The sequence below is a fragment of the Halopseudomonas sp. T1L2 genome (genome assembly GCF_055397385.1).
Genome location: NZ_AP040865.1, coordinates 2,239,805 through 2,256,293, shown reverse-complemented (window position 1 = coordinate 2,256,293; position 16,489 = coordinate 2,239,805). Strand labels below are relative to the sequence as shown.

Annotated in this window: 19 protein-coding genes; 6 read left to right on the top strand and 13 right to left on the bottom strand. The window is 61.7% G+C overall.

Annotated elements, in window-relative coordinates; translation table 11 throughout:
- Positions 1 to 11 precede the first annotated feature (11 nt).
- From ACZ5WQ_RS10595 to ACZ5WQ_RS10580, 4 genes are all read right to left on the bottom strand, one after another.
- Positions 12 to 2,930 (bottom strand): valine--tRNA ligase, encoded by a 2,919-nt coding sequence (locus tag ACZ5WQ_RS10595; protein ID WP_464382295.1) that lies wholly within the window; start codon positions 2,928 to 2,930, stop codon positions 12 to 14.
- A 188-nt stretch (positions 2,931 to 3,118) separates the two neighbouring features.
- Positions 3,119 to 3,610: a hypothetical protein gene (locus ACZ5WQ_RS10590; RefSeq protein WP_464382294.1), complete on the bottom strand. Its 492-nt coding sequence runs from the start codon at positions 3,608 to 3,610 to the stop codon at positions 3,119 to 3,121.
- A gap of 3 nt (positions 3,611 to 3,613) precedes the next feature.
- Positions 3,614 to 4,045 carry a DNA polymerase III subunit chi gene (locus ACZ5WQ_RS10585; RefSeq protein WP_088273198.1) on the bottom strand — a complete coding sequence of 144 codons (432 nt, stop codon included), beginning with the start codon at positions 4,043 to 4,045 and terminating at the stop codon, positions 3,614 to 3,616.
- 95 nt (positions 4,046 to 4,140) lie between these two features.
- Positions 4,141 to 5,634 (bottom strand): leucyl aminopeptidase, encoded by a 1,494-nt coding sequence (locus ACZ5WQ_RS10580; RefSeq protein ID WP_228246662.1) that lies wholly within the window; start codon positions 5,632 to 5,634, stop codon positions 4,141 to 4,143.
- A gap of 151 nt (positions 5,635 to 5,785) precedes the next feature.
- Here ACZ5WQ_RS10580 and lptF point away from each other — a divergent pair, with 151 nt between their 5' ends.
- Positions 5,786 to 6,889: an LPS export ABC transporter permease LptF gene (gene lptF / locus ACZ5WQ_RS10575; RefSeq protein WP_228246663.1), complete on the top strand. Its 1,104-nt coding sequence runs from the start codon at positions 5,786 to 5,788 to the stop codon at positions 6,887 to 6,889.
- Entirely contained in the window at positions 6,876 to 7,937 is a 1,062-nt protein-coding gene (gene lptG / locus ACZ5WQ_RS10570; RefSeq protein WP_269688626.1) for an LPS export ABC transporter permease LptG, read from the top strand. Before lptF ends, lptG begins: the two co-directional genes overlap by 14 nt.
- Positions 7,938 to 8,034: 97 nt before the next feature.
- On the opposite strand, the gene ACZ5WQ_RS10565 is transcribed toward lptG, so the two are convergent.
- From ACZ5WQ_RS10565 to folM, 6 genes are all read right to left on the bottom strand, one after another.
- On the bottom strand, positions 8,035 to 8,529 hold the full coding sequence (locus ACZ5WQ_RS10565; protein ID WP_464382293.1) for an RDD family protein: 495 nt from the start codon (positions 8,527 to 8,529) through the stop codon (positions 8,035 to 8,037).
- A gap of 3 nt (positions 8,530 to 8,532) precedes the next feature.
- Positions 8,533 to 8,874, bottom strand: coding sequence for a HopJ type III effector protein (locus tag ACZ5WQ_RS10560; RefSeq protein WP_228246666.1), 342 nt, complete (start codon positions 8,872 to 8,874; stop codon positions 8,533 to 8,535).
- On the bottom strand, positions 8,871 to 9,173 hold the full coding sequence (locus ACZ5WQ_RS10555; RefSeq protein WP_104739040.1) for a DUF1244 domain-containing protein: 303 nt from the start codon (positions 9,171 to 9,173) through the stop codon (positions 8,871 to 8,873). Before ACZ5WQ_RS10555 ends, ACZ5WQ_RS10560 begins: the two co-directional genes overlap by 4 nt.
- Positions 9,174 to 9,276: 103 nt before the next feature.
- Positions 9,277 to 9,651 carry a dihydroneopterin triphosphate 2'-epimerase gene (folX, locus tag ACZ5WQ_RS10550; RefSeq protein WP_088273205.1) on the bottom strand — a complete coding sequence of 125 codons (375 nt, stop codon included), beginning with the start codon at positions 9,649 to 9,651 and terminating at the stop codon, positions 9,277 to 9,279.
- A gap of 2 nt (positions 9,652 to 9,653) precedes the next feature.
- Entirely contained in the window at positions 9,654 to 10,217 is a 564-nt protein-coding gene (folE, locus tag ACZ5WQ_RS10545; RefSeq protein WP_088273206.1) for a GTP cyclohydrolase I FolE, read from the bottom strand.
- 17 nt (positions 10,218 to 10,234) lie between these two features.
- Positions 10,235 to 10,948, bottom strand: coding sequence for a dihydromonapterin reductase (gene folM, locus ACZ5WQ_RS10540; RefSeq protein ID WP_228246667.1), 714 nt, complete (start codon positions 10,946 to 10,948; stop codon positions 10,235 to 10,237).
- A 198-nt stretch (positions 10,949 to 11,146) separates the two neighbouring features.
- Here folM and ACZ5WQ_RS10535 point away from each other — a divergent pair, with 198 nt between their 5' ends.
- Complete coding sequence (locus ACZ5WQ_RS10535) at positions 11,147 to 12,064, top strand: MerR family transcriptional regulator (protein WP_464382292.1); 918 nt, start codon at positions 11,147 to 11,149, stop codon at positions 12,062 to 12,064.
- A 5-nt stretch (positions 12,065 to 12,069) separates the two neighbouring features.
- On the opposite strand, the gene ACZ5WQ_RS10530 is transcribed toward ACZ5WQ_RS10535, so the two are convergent.
- Complete coding sequence (locus tag ACZ5WQ_RS10530) at positions 12,070 to 12,501, bottom strand: PAS domain-containing protein (protein ID WP_228246669.1); 432 nt, start codon at positions 12,499 to 12,501, stop codon at positions 12,070 to 12,072.
- 142 nt (positions 12,502 to 12,643) lie between these two features.
- On the opposite strand from ACZ5WQ_RS10530, the gene ACZ5WQ_RS10525 reads away from it, so the two are divergent.
- Positions 12,644 to 13,096: a flavodoxin domain-containing protein gene (locus ACZ5WQ_RS10525; protein WP_464382291.1), complete on the top strand. Its 453-nt coding sequence runs from the start codon at positions 12,644 to 12,646 to the stop codon at positions 13,094 to 13,096.
- 3 nt (positions 13,097 to 13,099) lie between these two features.
- On the opposite strand, the gene ACZ5WQ_RS10520 is transcribed toward ACZ5WQ_RS10525, so the two are convergent.
- Positions 13,100 to 13,858, bottom strand: coding sequence for a Crp/Fnr family transcriptional regulator (locus ACZ5WQ_RS10520; RefSeq protein WP_464382290.1), 759 nt, complete (start codon positions 13,856 to 13,858; stop codon positions 13,100 to 13,102).
- Between the two features lie 123 nt (positions 13,859 to 13,981).
- Between ACZ5WQ_RS10520 and ACZ5WQ_RS10515 the strand changes: the two genes are divergently transcribed.
- A complete protein-coding gene (locus tag ACZ5WQ_RS10515; RefSeq protein WP_228246671.1) occupies positions 13,982 to 14,755 on the top strand; it encodes a class II aldolase/adducin family protein in 774 nt (257 codons plus the stop codon).
- A gap of 3 nt (positions 14,756 to 14,758) precedes the next feature.
- Positions 14,759 to 15,661, top strand: coding sequence for an alpha/beta fold hydrolase (locus tag ACZ5WQ_RS10510; protein WP_464382289.1), 903 nt, complete (start codon positions 14,759 to 14,761; stop codon positions 15,659 to 15,661).
- A gap of 16 nt (positions 15,662 to 15,677) precedes the next feature.
- On the opposite strand, the gene yaaA is transcribed toward ACZ5WQ_RS10510, so the two are convergent.
- Entirely contained in the window at positions 15,678 to 16,454 is a 777-nt protein-coding gene (yaaA, locus tag ACZ5WQ_RS10505; RefSeq protein WP_228246673.1) for a peroxide stress protein YaaA, read from the bottom strand.
- Positions 16,455 to 16,489 lie beyond the last annotated feature (35 nt).

Sequence of the window (16,489 nt, the reverse complement as noted above, 5' to 3'; positions counted from 1 at the left end):
GTCAGGTGGGGTTACAGGCTGGCGATACGGGCGCGCTGTTCGCTCAGCTGAGCCAGTGCCTGCTCGGCGTCGGCCAGCTTGGCGCGCTCCTTGTCGATCACCGCAGCGGGCGCCTTGTCGACGAAGCCAGCGTTGGACAGCTTGCCGCCAATCCGTTTGACCTCGCCGTCGAGACGGCCGATTTCCTTGTCCAGACGCGCCAGCTCGGCGGTCTTGTCAATCAGACCGGCCATCGGCACCAGCACTTCCAGTTCGCCGACCAGTGCGGTGGCAGCCAGCGGCGCCTCTTCGTTTTCGGCCAGCACCTGCACGCTGGACAGCTTGGCCAGTTTCTTCAGGAAGGTTTCGTTTTCCGTCAGGCGGCGAATGTCTTCGTCGCTGGCCTTGCGCAGCATGACTTCCAGCTCCTTGCCGGGGGCCACGTTCATCTCGCCGCGGATGTTGCGCACTCCCAGAATCAGCGACTTCAGCCACTCGGCATCGCCTTCGGCACCGGCGTCGATGCGGCTGTTGTCCGCTTCCGGCCAGGGCTGCAGCATGATGGTTGGGCCGCTCTTGCCAGCCATCGGCGCGATGCGTTGCCAGATTTCTTCGGTGATGAAGGGCATGAACGGGTGGGCCAGACGCAGGGCCGTTTCCAGTACCCGGACCAGAGTGCGACGGGTGCCACGCTGGCGCTCGGCCGGGGCGTTTTCGTCCCACAGGACCGGCTTGGACAGCTCCAGATACCAGTCGCAGTACTGGTTCCAGATGAACTCGTAGAGCGCGTTGGAGGCCAGGTCGAAGCGGAACTGATCCAGCTGGCGGGTCACTTCGGCTTCGGTGCGTTGCAGCTGGGAGATGATCCAGCGGTCGGCCAGGGTCAGCTCAACGGGTTCACCGTTGACGCCGGTGTCCTTGTCTTCGCACTGCATCATCACGTAACGGGCGGCGTTCCAGATCTTGTTGCAGAAGTTGCGGTAGCCTTCGACGCGGCCCATGTCGAACTTGATGTCGCGGCCGGTGGAGGCCAGCGAGCAGTTGGTGAAGCGCAGCGCGTCGGTGCCGTAGGCGGCGATACCATCGGGGAATTCGGCGCGGGTTTGCTTCTCGATCTTGGCCGCCAGCTTCGGCTGCATCATACCGCTGGTGCGTTTCTTGACCAGCGATTCGAGGTCGATGCCGTCGATGATGTCCAGCGGGTCGAGTACGTTGCCCTTGGACTTGGACATCTTCTGGCCCTGACCGTCGCGCACCAGACCGTGCACGTAGACGGTCTTGAACGGGATCTGCGCCGTGCCGTCGTCATGCTTCATCAGGTGCATGGTCAGCATGATCATGCGGGCGACCCAGAAGAAGATGATGTCGAAGCCGGTGACCAGCACGTCGGTCGGGTGGAAGGTTTTCAGCGCTTCGGTCTGTTCCGGCCAGCCAAGGGTGGAGAAGGTCCACAGGCCCGAGCTGAACCAGGTGTCGAGCACGTCTTCATCCTGACGCAGCACGCCCAGGCCGCAGGCGATGGCAGCATTTTTGAGTTCGTCCAGGGTTGGCAGCTCTGCTTCCGCTTCACGGTCGTTGCTTTCCAGCGCCTTGCGATAGGCTTCTTCTTCATCGCGGCCAACGTAGACGTTACCGGCTTCGTCGTACCAGGCCGGGATGCGGTGGCCCCACCACAGCTGACGGGAGATACACCAGTCCTGAATGTCGCGCATCCAGCTGAAGTACATGTTTTCGTACTGCTTGGGCACGAACTGGATACGGCCGTCCTCAACCGCAGCAATCGCCGGCTCGGCCAGCGGCTTGGTGGAGACGTACCACTGGTCGGTCAGCCACGGCTCGATGACCACGCCCGAGCGGTCGCCCTTGGGCACCTTGAGCGCATGGGGTTCGATCTTTTCCAGCAGGCCGAGGGCGTCGAAGTTTTCGACGATCTTCTTGCGCGCCTCGAAGCGATCCAGACCGGCGTAGGCTTCCGGCAGGGTAGCGTCGATGTCACTGTTGACGCTGCCGTCGATGTTGAACACCTGGGCGCGGGCCAGGACGGCGGCGTCCTTGTCCAGCACATTGATCAGCGGCAGGCTGTGGCGCTTGCCGACTTCGTAGTCGTTGAAGTCGTGGGCCGGGGTTATCTTCACGCAGCCGGTACCGAATTCCGGGTCGCAGTAGTCGTCGGCGATGATCGGGATGCGGCGACCCACCAGTGGCAGCTCGACAAACTTGCCGATCAGCGCCTGATAGCGTTCGTCTTCCGGGTTAACCGCAACTGCGCTGTCACCCAGCATGGTTTCCGGGCGAGTGGTGGCGACGATCAGATAGGTCTTGCCGTCGGCGGTAGTGGCGCCATCAGCCAGCGGGTAGCGCAGGTTCCACAGCGAGCCCTGCTCGTCGTGGTTTTCCACTTCCAGATCGGAAATCGCGGTGTGCAGTTTCGGGTCCCAATTGACCAGGCGCTTGCCGCGGTAGATCAGGCCGTCCTCATGCAGGCGCACGAAGGCTTCCTTGACCGCCTCGGACAGGCCATCGTCCATGGTGAAGCGTTCGCGGCTCCAGTCTACCGAACTGCCAAGGCGACGAATCTGGCGAGTGATGTTGCCGCCAGACTCTTCCTTCCATTCCCAGACCTTTTCGAGGAATTTCTCGCGGCCCAAGTCGTGGCGGCTGACGCCCTGTGCAGCGAGCTGGCGCTCAACCACCATCTGGGTGGCGATACCGGCATGGTCGGTGCCCGGTTGCCACAGGGTGTTGCGGCCCTGCATACGGCGGAAGCGGATCAGCGCGTCCATGATCGCATTGTTGAAGCCGTGACCCATGTGCAGGCTACCAGTCACGTTCGGCGGCGGCAGGGCAATGGTGTAGGACTCGCCCGAGCCCTGGGGAGCGAAATAGTTGTTCTGCTCCCAGGTCTGGTACCAGGAAGTTTCGATGGCGTGGGGCTGGTAAGTCTTGTCCATGGGTGTCGTGGCTATCCGGCTGTTCAGGAGTGGCGAGCGCTGGTGACGCGGCAGGCGTCGAGCGCGCAGGAAAAGCCGTCATTATAGCGGGCGGAGGCGATCAAGGCCCAGCCCGTCGGGCGAGACTGGACGGAATAATTGTATTGCCGGCGGTTTTGGTGCTCGCCCTTTGCAATAACGCTGGCGGGCTACTTGAGCTGCTCGCGAACAATCTGCTGCAGCCGGCTCTGCATGCGCTTGCGCAGCTCTGCTTCTATGGTTGGAATCAGGTCGTCGATCACCCCTTGCAACAGCAGCTGGGCCTCTGACTGCAATCTCGCCTCCAGGCGCATCTCGCGGGCACTGCTGGTGGCGGGCAACGGCTGGCTGTGGGTCTGCTGGGTCAGCAACTGGTCCAGCTGCATGCGCTCTTCAGCCAGTCGTGCCAGGGAGGCGTAGGGCAGAAACGGATTATGCGACTTGCTGATCGGCGCCTCGGGTATCGGCGGTTCTGCAGGGTCGACAGCACTCAGTGGTGGCTCGTTTGGATTGAGGATGACATCCCGCAGCAACGGAATATCCATCTGGCCATCGACCGCTGCGGCGTCCGCTGCTGCCTCGGGATGTTCATCCAGCAGCGTGCGGATCGATTCCAGATCTTCCAGCAGCCGTGACGGCTCCGAGGGATCGCGCTGCTTCATGGTTCATCCTGCTGTCCGAATGGGGTGGGAATTCAGAGGATAGCCCCGTTCACGGTACAAACGGAAGCGGTCGCGCGCGGGCAGGCGCACCGGGTCGTGCTCGATGACAATTTCTGCCAGCCGCTGGAAACGGCTGAAGAAGGGTGGCGGTTGGTCCGAGAGGTTGATCAGCAGGTCGTTATAGCTGCCTGGCTGGTCTGCCCAGCCACAGGCGACCGGCTCTTCCGGACCTTCGCCGAGTACGACATGGGGCACAAAAGCGTCGCGTCGGAACGACCACAGCAAGTCGTCGACCGTGCGCGTGGTCGCTTCGTCCGGACAGTGCAGGTATACCTTGTGGCCCTTGTGCCAGGCCTTGTGGGCCAGGCGGCAGGCGTACGCCAGCCGGGTGTCCGGCTGGTCGCTGGAAAGCAGATAGAAATCGATGCGGGTCATGGGGGTAGCTTCAAGCTTCAAGCCGCAAGCTGCAAGCTAAAACCGCAACACCGGCTCGGTTTGAGGCTTGTCGCTTGCAGCTTGTGGCTGCTGTATCAGGCGCCAGCCTGAGAAAGCAGGTATTGCATCAGCAGCGGAACCGGTCGGCCGGTGGCGCCCTTGTCTTTGCCGCCGCTGATCCAGGCGGTGCCGGCGATATCCAGGTGCGCCCACGGGTAGGCCTTGGTGTAACGCGACAGGAAGCAGCCAGCGGTGATGGTGCCGGCCTTGGGGCCGCCGATGTTGGCCATGTCGGCAAACGGGCTGTCGAGCTGCTCCTGATATTCCTCGAACAGCGGCAGTTGCCAGGCGCGGTCACCGGCGCGGGTGCCGGCATCCAGCAACTGCGCGATCAGCTCGTCGTTGTTGCCCATCAGGCCGGAGGCGTTGCTGCCCAGGGCGACAATGCAGGCACCGGTCAGGGTGGCGATATCGATCACGCTGGCTGGCTTGAAGCGTTCGGCGTAGGTCAGTGCGTCGCACAGCACCAGGCGGCCTTCGGCATCGGTGTTGAGAATTTCAATGGTCTGGCCGGACATGCTGGTGACGATGTCGCCTGGGCGGGTCGCGGTGCCGCTCGGCATGTTCTCGGCCGAGGCAATCAAACCAACCAGATTGATTGGCAGCTGCAGGCTGGCGACTGCCTTGACCACGCCGAGTACGGTTGCGGCGCCGCACATGTCGTATTTCATTTCGTCCATGGTGGCAGCCGGCTTGATGCTGATGCCGCCGGTGTCGAAGGTGATGCCCTTGCCGACCAGAACATGCGGCTTGTCCTTGGCCTTGCCGCCGTTGTAGCTGATGCGGATCAGCTTGGCCGGCTCGGCGCTGCCGGCGCTGACCGCCAGCAGGGCGCCCATGCCGAGGGCCTTCATGGCTTTCTCGTCGAGCACTTCGACTTCGAGTGTCTTGTGGTCCTTGGCGAGCGCCTTGGCCTGGTTGGCCAGGTAAGTGGGAGTGCAGACGTTGCCCGGCAGATTGCCCAGGTCGCGGGTCAGGGCCATGCCTTCGCTGATGGCGGCGCCTTCGGCAATTGCCTGTTTGAGTGCGTCAGCGTCGGCCTTGTCGGCGGTCCACAGGCTGAGCTTTTTCAGCTTCGGTTTGTCGGCCTTCTTGCTCTTGAACTGGTCAAAGCCGTACAGGTTGTCGTAGCAGGCCTCGACCAGCAGGCGGGTTTGCTCGGCGGCGGTGCGGTTCTTCACGCCGCTGGTGTTGAGCGCAAACACGGCGTCGCTCGCCGGACCTGCCTTGACTGCCGTCAGAGCCTGCTGCACCAGCTTGCGCCAGGCGCGGTCGCTCAGCGCCTCATCCTTGCCGCTGCCGAGCAGCAGCACACGCTGGGCAGCGATGCCGGGGAGGGCGAACAGCATCAGGCTGCTGCCGCTCTTGCCACTGAGGTCGCCGTTTTTCAGCGCGGTGCTCAATTGCCCGCCGCAGGCCTTGTCCAGATCCGCCGCCGGCCCACTTAGCGTCTTGCCTTCGTTGACCGCGACAACCAGACAGCCGCATTTGATGGTTTCCAGTGCGCCGTGCTTTACGTTGAACTCCATGGTGCTCCCCAAGACAAATCGAGATGATTGGCTGATAATACGGGCAAATTCCCGTGGGTGTCTGTCGGGCTGCTGCTGGCAGACATGTCAGTCCTGCATTCTGGCCTATTCGTGCAGCCCCTTAAAGACCCCGGAGCCAAGGACCTTATCCGTGATTGTTTTTCGTTATCTGAGTCGCGAGGTGCTGCTGACCCTGACGGCGGTCAGCGGCGTGCTGCTGCTGATCATTGTCAGCGGGCGCTTCATCAAGTACCTGGCGCAGGCGGCTGCCGGTCAGCTTGACGCGGCGGTGCTGTTTTCCATCATGGCCTACCGGATGCCGGGCTTTCTGGTGCTGATCCTGCCGCTGGGGCTGTTTCTCGGCATTCTGCTGGCCTACGGGCGTTTGTACCTCGACAGCGAGATGACCGTGCTGTCGGCCACCGGAATGAGTGACCGCAAACTGCTGGCCTATACCCAGGGGCCGGCGCTGCTGGTTGCGCTGCTGGTCGCGTTGCTGAGTTTTTGGGGTGCACCGGCGGGTGTGCTCAAGACCCAGCAACTGCTCAATCAGCAGGATGCCCTGACCGAATTCGACACGCTCTCTGCCGGCCGGTTTCAGGCGCTGGGCAGCGGCCAGCGGGTAACCTACGCCGGCGGCTTGTCGGATGACCGTACCGAATTGCAGGACGTTTTCATTACCGAGCGCCGCGGCCAGGGCGAAGACGCGGTGCTGGGGGTGCTGGTGGCCGAGTCCGGTACCCAGGAGCTTAATCCGGATGGCAGTCGCTATCTGGTGCTGAAAAACGGTTTCCGTTACGAAGGTCAGCCCGGTGCGGCCAATTTCCGCAGTATTTCCTATGACACCTACGGTGTGTTGCTGCCCAAGCCGGAAGTGCAGACCGAGATCAGTGATCGTGAAGCGATGAGTACTGCCCAGCTACTTAGCGAGGACGGGCTGGATGAGCGTGCCGAGCTGCAGTGGCGCATCGCTATTCCGTTGCTGGTGCCGATCGTCGCCTTCTTTGCTGTACCGTTGGCGCGGGTCAATCCGCGGCAGGGACGGTTCCTCAAGCTGCTGCCGGCAATTCTGCTGTATATGGCCTATCTGGCACTGCTGATCAGTGCCCGCGGCTGGATCGAGTCCGGCAAGTTGCCACCGGCGCTTGGCCTGTGGTGGGTACATGGGTTGTTCCTGCTGATAGGGCTTGGGTTCAACTGGCGTACGTTAACGGCGCCCAATCGTGCCCAGGGAGGTGCGCATGCGGCGGCTTGATCGGCATATTGGCAGTGCTGTACTGCTCAGCATTCTGGTAGTACTGGCCGTGATTCTCGGGCTGGATCTGCTGTTTGCCTATATTAACGAGCTGGACGAGCTCAAGGGCGGCTACGGGGCAGCGCAGGCGCTGAACTTCACGCTGCTGTCGTTGCCACGCAGACTGCACGATCTGCTGCCGCTGGCAGCGCTGGTTGGCTGTCTGGTCGGGCTGGGGACGCTGGCGAGCAACTCCGAGTTGACTATCATGCGGGCGGCCGGGGTCTCTATCGCCCGTATTACCCTTGCGGTGATGAAGCCCTTGCTGGTGCTGATGCTGCTGGGTGTGCTGGTCGGCGAGTACGTGGCGCCCTACAGCGAAAACATGGCAGCCAGCCGCAAGGCAATCGCCGTCGGCAGTAACGAGGCGCTGCGGTCCAAGGGACTCTGGCACCGCGAGGGCAACGATTTTCTGCATATCAACGCGGTGCAACCCAACGGGGTGCTGTATGGCGTGACCCGTTACCGCTTTGATGATCAGCGTCATCTGCTCGAAGCCAGTTTCGCCAGTCGTGCAACCGTGCAGGAACATGACTGGCTGATGGAGGATGTGCGTGCCACCCGTTTTGCCGAGTCCGGTGAAAGCACGGTGACCGCCAATCTTGAGGAGCGCTGGAATATCCATCTGTCCCCCGAATTGCTGCGCGTTGTGGTGCTGGATGCGGATGCGTTGCCGTTGACCGGGATCTGGCAATATCAGAAGTATCTGGCAGACCAGGGGCTGGACAATCAGCCGTACTGGCTGGCGTTCTGGAAAAAACTGTTCCAGCCGCTGGCGACGGCAGCACTGGTGTTTGTGGCGGTGTCCTTCGTATTCGGTCCGCTGCGATCGGTGACCATGGGGCAGCGTCTGTTCACCGGGGTGCTGGTCGGCTTCGTCTTTCAGATTGGTCAGGACCTGTTGGGGCCGTCCAGTCTGGTGTTTGGTTTTTCGCCGTTGATCGCCGTGTTGCTGCCGATTGGCCTGCTGGTGGTGCTCGGGAGTTACCTGCTGCGGCGGGCCGGTTGATACCGGCTTGCCGAGCTGCCGGGTTACCGCGCCAACCAGCGCGCGGCTGAGTTAGCGGCGGGATCGGCTTGGTGTAGCTGCTGCAAGGACTGACGAATCAGTCCTTGAAGGTGCCCTTGGGCAGGGTAACCAGTCGGGTTCCTGAGGCGATGTCATGCCAGCTGCGCGACTCGCCGTCCCACAATTGCCAGAGAAATCCGAGCCCGCCGCAGAGCCATGACAGCTGGGCTACGGCGAGACGAATCAGGGCCTGACGCCCGGTGATGGACCTGCCGTCGGGCTGCTGCAGGCGAATACGCCAGGCCTGCATGCCGAGCGACTGGCCCTTCTTGGTCCAGAACCAGCTGTAAAAGCCGATGGTGATGACAATCACGATCAAGGTAAGAACAGGATCGCCGACGTAGGCGCCCTGTTCGGCTTCGGCGTGGGCGGCTGCTTCGCCGCTGATCCAGATGTGGGCACTGAGATAGACCAGTGTGGCGACCATCAAGGCTGCCAGCAGCAGCAACAGGTCGTAGCCTGCGGCGAACAGTCGGCGGAAAATGCCGGTCGGCGGGAAGTCGCCGACCGGCTGCAGCTGTTTGGCGGCCATAGCTCAGCTCTGCCGGCGGGTCAGTGGCGTACCGTCGAAGCGCACGGCGGCGAGGCCGCCTCGCTGCAGGGCGCGGATGTTGGCGTGATCACTGCCGTCCGGTGTCTGCAGTACCGAACGGTAATGCTCGGCAAAGCAATGCAGTGCCTGCTCATCACTCAACCCACGGTCAAGCGCCATTGCCAGCACTTTGCAGGAGCCCTGATTCTGCTCTGCGCTGTTGTGCACCGGGCCGTTATCGAACGCGGTCGGTTGATGCTCGTAGTGGGCATCGATAAAGGCCAGAGTCTCGGCGAACTGGTGTTCAGGCGTGCCCAGGCGGGCGATAAACTGCTCGGGGGTCATGCTTTGTCCTGTTTCTGCGCCTTGTCAAAGGCGGCTTTCTGTTCCGGGGAGGCTTCGGTCTGATACTTGGCCTTCCACTCGGCATAGGGCATGCCATAGACGGCTTCGCGCGCCTCATCCATGCTAAGTTCGATATCCATGTCGTCGGCGGCCGCCTTGTACCATTTGGACAGGCAGTTGCGGCAGAAACCGGCGAGGGTCATCAGGTCGATATTCTGCACGTCCTTGCGGTTGCGCAGATGGCTGACGAGGTTGCGGAAGGCAGCGGCTTCCAGTTCGAGACGCTCCTGCTTGGTCATGGTCGGGGTTCCTTCATGCAGCGATGGCGGAAGATGGCGCGCCTTAATGGCACGCCGACTCTGAGCGCAAGGATAATTGCCAGCCGGGTATTGTCAATCAGCCTCAGTCGCGCGCGGCGCTGAGGGTGATGGAAACCGACTCGGCAAAACGCAGCGCATGTGGCTTGTCTACTTCAACCTCGGCGTAACGCACCTGCTCGTGCTGCATGACGATGTCGAGCAGTTCCTGGGTCAGGCGTTCAAGCAGCGCAAAGCGATTGTCTTCGACATGCCGAATCATCGCCTTGGTGATGGTGCGATAATTCAGCGCCTGCTCGATCTGATTGACGCTGACCGCATTGGCGGCCGGATAGAGGATGGTGGCGTTGATGAGGATATCCTGCTGATTGAGGATTTCCTCTTCCTTGATGCCGATATAGGTGCGCAGGCGCAGATCCTTGATGCGGATACGGGCCATGCCCGGCGCGAGCTGGCTCATGGTCAGTTGCTCCGGCTGATCAGTTGCAGAAATTCCTGGCGGGTATTGACCGACTCCCGGAAGGCGCCCAGCATCACCGAGCTGTGCATCGACGAGTTCTGCTTCTCGACGCCGCGCATCATCATGCACATGTGCTTGGCCTCGATCACCACCGCAACGCCCTTGGCATTGGTGACCTGTTGAACAGCCTCGGCGATCTGGCGAGTCAGGTTTTCCTGAATCTGCAGACGACGGGCGAACATGTCGACGATGCGCGCGACCTTGGACAGACCGATTACCTTGCCGGTCGGGATGTAGGCAACATGGGCCTTGCCGATGAACGGCAGCATATGGTGCTCGCACAGCGAGTACAGCTCGATGTCCTTGACGATCACCATCTCGTCGTTGTCGGAGTCGAACAGTGCGCCGTTGACGATCTCGTCCAGCGACTGGTTATAGCCGTGGCAGAGAAACTGCATGGCCTTGGCGGCGCGCTCCGGTGTGCCCTTGAGGCCATCACGCTCCGGCTGCTCTCCCAGGTTGGTGAGGACGTCGAGGTAGTTTTTCGTCAGTTTTTCCAGGCTCATGTCGTGGTCTCTTCGGCTTACTTGAGATGCCGGCCGCCGTTCAGTGGCAGGCAGCTTCCGGTGATATAGGGGTTATCCATCAGAAAGCGGATGGACTGGTAGACGACATCCGGTCCGGGCTCGATGCCCAATGCCGATTTGTTCAGCGCGCGCGCGCGGTAGTCGGCATCGTCCTCGGGGTTGAACATGATCAGCGCCGGGGTAATGGCGTTGACCTTGACTGCAGGGGCCAGGCTGGCGGCAAAGGAGCGGGTCAGCCCCTCCAGGCCGGTCTTGGTGGCGCAATACCCGATATGGCGTGCGCTGCCCTTGCGGGTAACATCATCACCAAGATGGATGATGTCGGCGGCTGCGCCGGGTACAAACAGATTGCGGCATTGCTGGTTGATCAGGTAGGGCGCCTGCATGTGCACCATGAACATCTGCTGCAGGGCGCTGGCACCCTCGCTGTCGTCCATCCACAACGACGCGTTGTGGATGATGGCGCGCAGTCGCGGGGCGCGATCCTGCAGCTCGTCGATGAAGCGCTGTATGCCGTCGGCCGTCGAAAAGTCTGCCAGCATCACCTCAAGGGCTTCGGGCAAAGCCGAGCGCGGCTGGCGACAGGTAATGATGACCCGGTAGCCGTCGGCGACAAAGCGTTCGGCACAATGCAGACCAATTCGCCGGGCGCCACCGGTGATCAGGATGGTATCGGGCGCCTGCGGTGTGTTCGGCAAACGGCTCTGCATGGGTTAGGATCCTCGGTGCGCAGTGAGTAAGGCGCATCTGGTTCGATTCGAGGAGGGGATCTTAGCACGCTCTTGTGCGTTGGTCGTACAACTTGATGTAACAATTCGGTACCTGGTGGCTGTTCGTGTACAATACTGGTACAAGTTGTCCTACCAGACCCTCGGATCGCGATGGCGATCTCCCATGGACATGACGCGATGAATGAAGCAGCTGACGGCGAACAGCCAATGGCCCTCGAAACCCTCTACCCGATCCGTGAAGTTGCGCGGCTGACGGGTGTCAATCCTATCACGCTGCGAGCCTGGGAGCGCCGCTACGGGCTCCTGGTGCCGCACCGTACCGACAGCGGCCATCGGCTTTACTCGCAAAGAGACATTGAGCGTGTCCGCGCTATCACCAATTGGATAGCCAAGGGCGTTGCGGTCAGCAAGGTCGGCTCGATCATTGACCGCGGGGAAGCGGATGCGCCAGGCCCGGAGGTGACGCCGTCGGTATCGACAGCGCTGGAGCAGTGGCAGGAACGCCTTGAGGAGACGCTGCAGGCTTTCGATCTGACCCTGCTCGAACGCCGCTATGAGCAGCTGCTGGCCGCCATGCCGATGGCGTCAGCGCTCAACGGTGTGCTGTTGCCGCTGCAGCAGCGACAGCGCCGGGGCAGTGCCGAGGCAGTGCTGCTTGACGGGTTGTTGCGTGGGCGGCTGTTGCAGAGGTGCGCCTATCGGGAGCCGGGGCGGTCGCTGGTGCTGCTGGTCAACCTGCAGGGTGCCGAGGTCGAAATGGAGGCCCTGGCGATGGCCGCTCTGCTTGTCGAGGCACAGGTAAACGTGGGCTTTCTCCCGACGCTGCCGGACACCGCCAGTCTGTTGCAGGCAACAGAGCGTGCGGGTTGCAGGCTCCTGGTGCTGTTCAGCGAGGCCCCACTGGACTCTGCACTGCTGCAGCGTCAGCTGTTATTGCTGAATCAGCATCTGGAGTGCGAGATGGCGCTGGCGGGTGGGTGTTGCGCGCTGCAGGCCGAGGCGTTCGCCGCAGCCGGTATGCACAGTCTGGGAGGGATGGATCGGGAGTTGGGTAGCCGTCTGCAGCTGCTGCTGTCGGGACACTTTGACAGCTGACCGGCTCAGGTTGCCGCGCGCAGGGCGTCAAGTTCCTGTTCCAGCTCCTTGACCCGGCGCTCCGCTTCTACCCTTGCCGTCACGTCCTTCTGGATGCCGATGAAGTAGGTCAACTGATCGGCGTCATTGAGCACGGGGGTCACGGACAGTTCATTCCAGAACAGGCTTCCGTCCTTACGGTAGTTGCGCAATGTCACCCGGCACGGACGCCCCGCGCTGATGGCGTCGCGCATCTGCTGCAGAGCCTCCTGATCGCGATCATCACCCTGCAGAAACCGGCAGTCCTGGTAGAGGATCTCGTCGGCACTGTAGCCGGTGAGCGCCTCAAAGGCCGGATTCACGTAGATAAGGATGTTGTCGTCTCCTTCCTTCTCGGCAACGACGATGCCGTCGTTGGAGGCGTTGACGACGAGCTGCAGTAGCTTCGCGTTGATCATGCGGTATCCGTCCGGGTTGCGTGTTGGCCCATTCTATAGCAAGGTCCGGGGCTGTCCAGCGGCAGCATAAGGCTGCCACGACGCTGGTTGCCTGTTTCGGGCATAATGCGGCATCGAAATAATGGTTGGGGGATTGGGATTCATGCATCTGGTGATCATTAGCGGTTCGGTATTCGGGACCGCGAATCTGGTAGCGGACGAGGCGCAGACTCTGCTGGGCAATGCCGGTGTGCAAGTCACTCGCCTGCAGCCGCTGACATTGGACGCCCTGCTGGCGCTGGCCCCGGACGCCCTGCTGGTATGCACCTCAACCACGGGAATGGGTGAACTGCCTGACGCCCTGGTGCCGCTGTTTCATGAAATGCGTGACCGCTTCCCGTTGCTGACCGGCAAGCCGTTCGGCGTGATCGCGCTCGGTGATTCGGCCTACGGCGATACCTTCTGTATGGCAGGTGAGCAGTTCCGCGAGCTGCTGCTGGAGCTGCAGGCCAGCGAGGCGCTGGCGATGTTGCAGCTGGATGCCAGCGAAACCGTGACCCCGGAAACCGACGCCGAGCCCTGGCTGCAGGGGTTTGCCGCGTTGTTGCGTGGCTGAGCGTCAGTCCTCACTGGGCAGCGGAGCGCCGCTGGCCAGCTGCGTCAGTGCGTCCTCGTCCAGCAGAATGATCTGACCGTACTGAATCTTCAGCCAGCCAAGGCTTTCCAGTCGCTTGAGCAGCTTATTGATGCTCTGGCGTGAGCTGTTGAGCATCTGGCCGAGCGACTCCTGTGACAGCTGCACACAGGGGCGCCGCCCTTCGTCGTCAGTCTGTCCATAGTTGTGCGCGTGCATCAGCAGGCGCTTGGCCAGCCGTGAGGACAGGGGCAGCAGGGCGCTATCCTCAAGCATGGCAAAGGAAATGCGGATGCGCCGGCAGAGAATGCGCATGAACATCGGATACAGTGCCGGCCGCCGCTCCAGCATTTGATGAAAAGCCGGGCGGGGAATCATCAGCAGCTCGGTCGGGCCGATGGCGACGGTATCATGTGAGCGCGGCAGGCCATCGAACAGCGAGATTTCTCCGAACCAGCTGCCGGGGCTGAGAATGGCCAGAATTGCCTCACGGCCGTCCTGACCGATATTGCTGATTCGGGTGCTGCCGCTGATCACGCCGTAAAGCCCATCGGGCTGGTCGTCCTTGGCGTAGACAAACTCGCCATCCTGCAGGGTGCGTATGCGTGCCAGCGCCAACAGCTCGTCCAGAACGTCCTGGGGCAATTCTCCAAACCAGCGATTCTGCTGCAACAGCTTGGCCAGCTGCGGGTTGTTGCCCATCTCGGACACTGTAATGTGTTTGACAGTCCGCTTTGCCGTCACCGTCTAGACTCCACTGATACTGAACGTCCCACAGTATGCCGCACGAGCGCTGGGGATGTCCTGTAGCGTCAGCCGCCTGTACGGGCCCGATTACATTATTCCAACAATAGAGGATTACTCCCCATGAATGCAGTGCATGCTCTGTCCGATATCAGCCTGAAGAACAAGGTCAGCGCCGAAGAGTGGCAGGTCCGTGTCGAGTTGGCCGCGGCGTATCGCCTGATTGCCATGTTCGGCTGGGATGATCTGGTCTTCACCCATATCTCTGCCAAGATTCCGGGCACTGAGCATTTCTTGATCAACCCCTACGGCCTGATGTTTGAAGAGGTTACCGCGTCGAATCTGGTCAAGATCGACCTGCAGGGCAACAAGATCGAAGAGTCGCCCTACAACGTCAACCCGGCCGGCTTTACCATCCACAGCGCCATTCACGAGGTCCGTCACGATGCCAACTGCGTGATGCATACGCATACCGCTGCCGGTATTGCCGTATCCGCCCAGAAGGACGGTATTCTGCCGATCTCCCAGCAGTCGATCTTTGTGCTGAGCAGCCTGGCCTACCACGACTACGAAGGGGTGGCCCTGAACGATGAAGAAAAGCCGCGCCTGCAGGCTCACCTGGGTCGCGCCAACAATCTGGTGCTGCGCAATCATGGTCTGCTGACCTGCGGCAAGTCGGTCGCCGATGCCTTCCTGACCATGTATACCCTGCAGCGCTGCTGTGAAATCCAGGTGCGCGCCCAGGCGCAGAATGCCGAGCTGATTCCGATTCCACAGTCGATTCTGGACGGTGCCGTGGCCTCCATGAAGAAAGTGACCAACGGCGCGGGTGCGGGCATCGCATGGCCGGCGCTGCTGCGCAAGCTGGACCGTGTCAACCCGGGCTACGATGCCTGAGCCGTGTCTGTCACCGGCATTGCCCTGGACGACTGGGTCGCTCAGGGGAAGGTGTTCCGTTATCGCGGGCACCAGATTCGCTGGTGGGAAGCAGGGGCGGGTGAGCCGCTCCTGCTGATCCATGGATTCCCCTCCGGCTCCTGGGACTGGCATTACCTCTGGCAGGCGCTTGCCGAACGCTATCGGGTGATCGCGCTGGACATGATCGGCTTTGCCTTTTCCGACAAGCCGCAACATTACCCCTACAGTTTGCTGGACCAGGCCGACCTGCAGCAGGCGCTGATGGGGTCGCTCGACATCGCCGAGTACCACGTGCTGGCGCACGATTATGGTGACAGTGTCGGCCAGGAGTTGCTGGCGCGGCACGAGCAGGGGGCGGGTTTTTTACGTTCGCTGTGTTTTCTCAACGGTGGGTTATTTCCCGAGACCCATCACCCTGTGTTGTTGCAGCAGCTGTTGATGAGTCCGATCGGTTCCTTGATCGGGCGTCTCTACAGCCGGGAGCGGATGGCACGCACCTTCGGCAAGGTGTTTGGGCCGCAAACCCAGCCGGATGACCGGGAGCTGGATGCCTTCTGGCGCATGATCGAGTTCAATCGCGGCCCTCGCGTCATGCATCTGCTGATTCGCTATATCGCCGAGCGGCGGGGCAATCGCGACCGCTGGCTTGCTGCCATGCAGCGGACCGGGGTGCCATTGCGGGTGATTGACGGTGCGGTTGATCCGGTATCGGGCGCGCACATGGTGGAACGCTATCGGCAGCTGATTCCGAACCCGGACACCGTGTTGCTGCCGCACATCGGCCACTACCCGCAGGTCGAGGCGCCGGAGCAGGTTTTGCAGCACTATCTGGCGTTTCGCGATCAGCGTGTGGATGTGACTGCCCAGGCAACGACCCCGGCCTGAGCCGGGGTCGTTGTATTCAGGCCTGCTCGTCGCGCAGGAACACCAGCTGGTTTTCGCTGCTGGAAGCAGGGTCGAAACGGTAGCCGTCCAGATTGAAATCCTTCAGGCCTTCAGGATCCTGCAGCCGTTCCTTGATGACATAGCGGGCCATCAGGCCGCGGGCCTTCTTGGCGTAGAAGCTGATGATCTTGTACTGACCGTTTTTCTGGTCCTTGAACACCGTATCGATGATGCGCGCGTTCAGGGCTTTGGGTTTGACCGCGCCGAAGTACTCCTGCGAGGCCAGGTTGAGCAGTACCTGATCGCCCTGCGCGGCCAGATCCTCGTTCAGCCACTGGCTGATGCGCTCGCCCCAGAAGGCGTACAGATCCTTGCCTCGCGCGTTGGCCAGCTTGGTGCCCATTTCCAGGCGGTAGGGCTGCATCAGGTCGAGCGGGCGCAACAGGCCATAGAGGCCGGACAGCATACGCAGGTGCTGCTGGGCGAAGGCAAAATCGTCGGCCGAGAAATCTTCCGCGTTGAGTCCTGTGTAGACATCGCCCTTGAACGCCAGCAACGCCTGCTTGGCGTTGTTTGGCGTGCTCTCGCGCTCCCAGCTGCCGTAGCGGGCAACGTTGAGGCTGGCCAGCTTGTCCGACAGGGACATCAGCTTGGCGATATCCTGCGGCGACTTTTCACGCAGCACGTCGATCAGCTCGACGCTGTGCTCGACAAAGCGCGGCTGGGTGCTCTGTTCGATCACCGGGGGCGTGTCGTAATCAAGGGTCTTGGCGGGGGAAATCACCATCAGCATGGGCGTGCTCCTGTCAGCTTTAGCCGTGGATTATG

Coding starts and splice junctions, on each gene's coding strand:
- ACZ5WQ_RS10595 (WP_464382295.1), bottom strand. CDS start 2,930: ATGGACAAGACTTACCAGCCCCACGCCATCGAAACTTCCTGGTACCAG.
- ACZ5WQ_RS10590 (WP_464382294.1), bottom strand. CDS start 3,610: ATGAAGCAGCGCGATCCCTCGGAGCCGTCACGGCTGCTGGAAGATCTG.
- ACZ5WQ_RS10585 (WP_088273198.1), bottom strand. CDS start 4,045: ATGACCCGCATCGATTTCTATCTGCTTTCCAGCGACCAGCCGGACACC.
- ACZ5WQ_RS10580 (WP_228246662.1), bottom strand. CDS start 5,634: ATGGAGTTCAACGTAAAGCACGGCGCACTGGAAACCATCAAATGCGGC.
- lptG (WP_269688626.1), top strand. CDS start 6,876: ATGCGGCGGCTTGATCGGCATATTGGCAGTGCTGTACTGCTCAGCATT.
- ACZ5WQ_RS10565 (WP_464382293.1), bottom strand. CDS start 8,529: ATGGCCGCCAAACAGCTGCAGCCGGTCGGCGACTTCCCGCCGACCGGC.
- ACZ5WQ_RS10560 (WP_228246666.1), bottom strand. CDS start 8,874: ATGACCCCCGAGCAGTTTATCGCCCGCCTGGGCACGCCTGAACACCAG.
- ACZ5WQ_RS10555 (WP_104739040.1), bottom strand. CDS start 9,173: ATGACCAAGCAGGAGCGTCTCGAACTGGAAGCCGCTGCCTTCCGCAAC.
- folX (WP_088273205.1), bottom strand. CDS start 9,651: ATGAGCCAGCTCGCGCCGGGCATGGCCCGTATCCGCATCAAGGATCTG.
- folE (WP_088273206.1), bottom strand. CDS start 10,217: ATGAGCCTGGAAAAACTGACGAAAAACTACCTCGACGTCCTCACCAAC.
- folM (WP_228246667.1), bottom strand. CDS start 10,948: ATGCAGAGCCGTTTGCCGAACACACCGCAGGCGCCCGATACCATCCTG.
- ACZ5WQ_RS10535 (WP_464382292.1), top strand. CDS start 11,147: ATGAATGAAGCAGCTGACGGCGAACAGCCAATGGCCCTCGAAACCCTC.
- ACZ5WQ_RS10530 (WP_228246669.1), bottom strand. CDS start 12,501: ATGATCAACGCGAAGCTACTGCAGCTCGTCGTCAACGCCTCCAACGAC.
- ACZ5WQ_RS10525 (WP_464382291.1), top strand. CDS start 12,644: ATGCATCTGGTGATCATTAGCGGTTCGGTATTCGGGACCGCGAATCTG.
- ACZ5WQ_RS10515 (WP_228246671.1), top strand. CDS start 13,982: ATGAATGCAGTGCATGCTCTGTCCGATATCAGCCTGAAGAACAAGGTC.
- yaaA (WP_228246673.1), bottom strand. CDS start 16,454: ATGCTGATGGTGATTTCCCCCGCCAAGACCCTTGATTACGACACGCCC.